Source organism: Mesorhizobium sp. M4A.F.Ca.ET.090.04.2.1, from assembly GCF_003999085.1.
Taxonomy (GTDB): Bacteria; Pseudomonadota; Alphaproteobacteria; order Rhizobiales; family Rhizobiaceae; genus Mesorhizobium.
The window spans coordinates 1-3,412 of the sequence record NZ_RZOT01000606.1 but is presented as its reverse complement, the minus strand read 5'-3'; the positions used below and the strand labels follow the sequence as shown (position 1 = coordinate 3,412).

At 64.8% G+C, this 3,412-nt stretch carries 2 protein-coding genes and 1 pseudogene; 1 reads left to right on the top strand and 2 read right to left on the bottom strand.

What is annotated here, in order from left to right; all coding sequences use genetic code 11:
• Window positions 1–1,012, bottom strand: a 1,012-nt coding sequence (locus EN781_RS28990) for a M23 family metallopeptidase (RefSeq protein ID WP_145965696.1), incomplete at its 3' end; no start/stop codon positions are given.
• A gap of 141 nt (window positions 1,013–1,153) precedes the next feature.
• Window positions 1,154–1,621 (bottom strand): peroxiredoxin, encoded by a 468-nt coding sequence (locus EN781_RS28985; protein ID WP_126054877.1) that lies wholly within the window; start codon window positions 1,619–1,621, stop codon window positions 1,154–1,156.
• A 96-nt stretch (window positions 1,622–1,717) separates the two neighbouring features.
• Here EN781_RS28985 and EN781_RS28980 point away from each other — a divergent pair.
• Window positions 1,718–3,412 (top strand): annotated as a pseudogene (locus EN781_RS28980) (hypothetical protein); the annotation flags it as partial.

The window sequence follows — 3,412 nt, the reverse complement described above, 5'->3', positions numbered from 1 at the left end:
CGCCGGCCGCTGTGACCTTGGCGGGCATGCCCATTGGCGCCCTGAAATCCATGCCCGAATGCAAGGCCGCGGTGCCGAGGATCGGGTCGGTGCGCACGCCAAACGGGCTGGTGACCGAATGACCGGGGGCGGGGTTGGCGAGCGGCAGCCGCCGCGCTTCCTTCTTCAGGTGATCGAGCGCATCCAGCGCCTCGTCCAGTTCCTTGACCTTGCTGTCGAATATCGTCGATGCGTTGAGCGGGATCAGCGGGCCGCCGACATCGCTATCCTTGCCGAAATCGCTGTCGACCGGCAGGCCGGCGGCCGCCAGCGCCTGGGTGATGGCGTCGGCATTCTTGTATGCATTGTCGGCAAGCGTGGTAACGCGGCTGAGCTGCTCGCTTTCGATTGCCTTGAGCGACTGGTTGATCGACACGAACAGCCTGTCGGCACGATCGGCGGCCGAATCGCTGGGCAGCGGATCGGAGCGCGTCGACCACAGCGAGAACGGTCTCGTGTCGCCGGCGCCCAGGCTGGCGACGGAATAGGTCGGCTGCTCGCCAATCAGCGCGGCGCGATCGTCCGGCTTGGCGGTTGCGGCACCGTCGGCGGCGGGTGCGGCCCCAACTTCGCTTTCGGCGCGCTCGAGGATCGGGCCAAGGCGGCCGTGGCGTTGGCTGAGCTGTGTCTGCCGTTCCAGAAGTTCGCTCACCTTGGTCTCCATCAGCTGCTGGTCGAGAAGCTGTCTGCTGGTGATGCGGTCGACCTGGGCGCGAAGCGCCGAGATGCGGTCTTCATAGGCCTGCTGCATGCGCGCCTGTCTGGCGGTCGTCGCCCCGATCAGGTCGTCTCGAAGCACCAGATAGGAGGTGGCGAGCAGATAGCCGATGACAATCGCCGCCAGCGCCGAGCCGAGGAAGGCGGCAAGCCAGGGCCGGATGGTGAAATGCCTGATTTCGTTACCCCGGGCGATGATGACCGTATGGGGTTCCTTGCGTTTGCCGAAGACCGCAGACTGACCGGTTGGGTTCACGGGACCAAGCTTTCGTTACGACACCACGAAGAGCCTGATTACATATTATTAGGGTTAACAAAGCTTTGCCGGGCCGATAGCGCCGGTAACCAATGCCCGCCGGACGGGTGTCAGGTTGCGGCGAAGACCGCCAAATCTGCCTCACAGTGCGCGCACCGCCTCCAGCACCTCTTCGGCGTGGCCCTTGACGCGGACCTGCCGCCAGATCCTGGCGATTCGCCCGTCCTTGCCGATCAGGAATGTCGCCCGTTCGACGCCCATATATTTGCGGCCGTACATCGTCTTTTCGACCCACACACGGTAGGCCTCGATGACCTTGCGCTCCTCGTCGGCGACCAGGTCGACGGTAAGGTCATATTTCTGCTTGAATTTGTCGTGCTTCTTGATGCTGTCCGGGGACAGCCCTATCACCACGGCGCCGGCCTTTTCGAAGTCCGGCTTCAACTGCGAAAAGCTGATCGCCTCATTGGTGCAGCTCGTGGTGTCGTCCTGCGGATAGAAATAAAGTACAACGGGCTTTCCAAGCAGTGCGGCGAGGTTGAGCGACCCGCCACCGTCGCGCGGAAGATCGAATTGCGGCGCAAGATCGCCTACGTCGAGATCGGCCATGTCGGTGCCCCGGTTTGAGGTTACGCGCGAAGCCGCATCGATATAGTGTCAGACGGGGATTCGTCCACGATCGAGTTCGCTACAACGGAAGATTGCGTGGATCAGGAAGAACCGCAGCACGAGAAGATCCGGTTCAGGCGTGACGAGATCACCGACCTGGGGGCTTTTCCCTCCGCCTGCAAGGTGCCGCCGCTCGGCCGCGCCAGGATAGGCCGAGGCTTTCGCGTCCTTGCGCGGGTGGTCGCCAGTTTTTGCGCGCTGGTGTTGCTGGCGGCCGGCGCGGTCTACGTGCTCGGCACATCCGGCATCGGCACCGAGCGTCTGCGAGCGGAGGCGGAAGCAGCCATCGAAAAAATGGCCGGCTTCGATGTCGATGTCGCGGTCGGCCCGGCGCGGCTGACGCTCGACGGGTCGAGCTTCATTGCCTTGCAGGTGAACGACGTCAGCCTGAAGACCGCCGGCGGTAAGCCGATCGCCGATGCCGGCCGTGTCCGCTTCGGCATCCGGCTCATCCCGCTGCTTTCGGGCGAGGTGCGCCTGACCAGCGCCCGGATTTCCGACGCGCATTTCATGCTGGCGGCGATGCCATCCACTGGCGGCGACTGGACGGCGTCGCTTCGCAACGCGGATGGCCTGATCGATTCGGACAAGGTGGTTGCCGCGGTCTTCGCCAATGTCAGCCACGCCCTCGATGCCGTGCGCGAGGATTCGATTCGCCAGGTCGATTTGCGCAATGTCGAATTCGTGCTGTCCGACACCAGTCCGGTCAAGCGGGTCACGGTGGCCGATGCCACCGTTCTGCAGACCGGCCCTGGCAGCATGCAGGCCTCCTACGACGTGGCTGTCGATGGCCGTGCGCTCGCCATAACCGCCTCGGCCGCCCGCGACACCGCGACCGGACGCATCACGACGCTCGATGCCAGCGTCAATCTCGCCGACGCCGGCACGGCTGGCGCCGCTGCGGCGACCGGTGGCAGGCTGGGCACAATCGCCTTGAAGCTGACCGGGTCGGAAGGCGCGGGCGAGACGAAGTCGCGGCTGACCGCCTCGCTGTCGCTTGCCGGCTCCGTGCTCGACCTCGGTTCGCGCGGGCTGCTGCCAGCCGATGTCGAAGCCGATGCGACACTCCTGGCCGGCGCCAACAAGATCGATGTCAGCCGGTTGCTCCTCAAGACCGGTCGCTCGACCTTCGACTTTGCCGGTTCGATCGGGCCGAAGCCGGCCGCAGCGGGGGAGGAGCCGTCCTACCGCTACGACCTAACCAGCGACGGCTCCACGCTTGCGCCGTCAGAATCGCCAGAGCCGGGGCTCAACTTCTTCGCCCGCATCGCCGGTGTTTACCAGACCAAGAGCCGCAAGCTCGTCGCCGAGCAGATAGGCATCCGTTCCGGTGGGCCAAGCGAAGTGCTCGGCTCGGCCTCGATCGCTTTCATCGACAACGGTCCGCCGGGCATATCGCTTTCGCTCAACGTGCACGACATGCCGGTCTCGCATGTCAAGCAATTATGGCCCTGGTTCTCCGCCCGGAACGCTCGTCTGTGGGTGCTGGACAATCTGTTCGGCGGCCGTGTCGTCGACGCCAATCTGCAGTTCCAGGTCGTGCCGGGACGACTTGGCAACGGCGTCCCGCTTTCGGCCGACGAGGTATTCGGCCGCTTTCAGATCGAGGGTTCGCGCTTCGACACCGCCGGCCGTATCCCGCCGATCCGCGATGCGGTGGGCGAGGTATCCTTCCATGGCAACGATGTCGACATCGCGCTGTCCTCCGGCAGCGTCTACATGGCCAGCGGC

Coding starts and splice junctions, on each gene's coding strand:
- EN781_RS28985 (WP_126054877.1), bottom strand. CDS start 1,621: ATGGCCGATCTCGACGTAGGCGATCTTGCGCCGCAATTCGATCTTCCG.